Source organism: Lawsonibacter hominis (assembly GCF_014287895.1).
Lineage (GTDB): Bacteria > Bacillota > Clostridia > Oscillospirales > Oscillospiraceae > Lawsonibacter_A > Lawsonibacter_A hominis.
The window spans coordinates 1-688 of the sequence record NZ_JACOPP010000093.1 but is presented as its reverse complement, the minus strand read 5'-3'; the positions used below and the strand labels follow the sequence as shown (position 1 = coordinate 688).

Below are 688 nucleotides of genomic sequence, written 5' to 3'. Positions count from 1 at the left end.
GTGTACGCCTGCTGGAAGGCGGGCGCCGCGGTCGCCCACCTGCACATGCGCGACGACGAGGGCAAGGGCACCATGGACAAGGACCGCTTTGCCAAGACGGTGGAGCTGCTCCGCGCCAACCACCCCGACTGCGACGTCATCCTGAACATGACCACCTCCGGCGCTCTGAACGCCACCGACGAGACGCGCCAGATCCACCTGGAGCAGCTGCGCCCCGAGATGGGCTCCTATGACTGCGGCTCCATGAACTGGCTGCACACCAGCCTGTTCATCAACTCCCCCGCGTTCCTGGAGCAGCTGGGCAGGAATATGCAGGAGTGGGGCGTCAAGCCCGAGATCGAGGCGTTTGACCCCGGCATGATCTACAACGCCCAGTACTACCTGAAGAAGGGCGTGCTGAAGGGGCCGCTGCACTTCCAGTTCTGCATGGGCTGCGCCAACGGCATCGCCGGCAGCATGAAGAACCTGGTCTTTATGAAGGAGACCATGGAGGCCGCCTGTCCCGGCTCCACCTGGAGCTGCTTCGGCGTGGGGCACTCCGCCATGACCATGCTCTACGGCGCGGTGGCCCTGGGCGGCCATATCCGCGTCGGCATGGAGGACAACGTCATGTACTCCAAGGGCAAGCTGGCCGACAGCAACGTGCAGTTTGTCGACCGCGCCCGCCGCGTCATCGAGGAGTTCGGCA

General features: G+C 64.8%; 1 protein-coding gene. It reads left to right on the top strand.

Annotated elements, in window-relative coordinates; genetic code table 11:
• On the top strand, positions 1-688 hold a 688-nt coding region (locus H8S57_RS16925), incomplete at both ends, for a beta-keto acid cleavage family enzyme (RefSeq protein WP_186909096.1).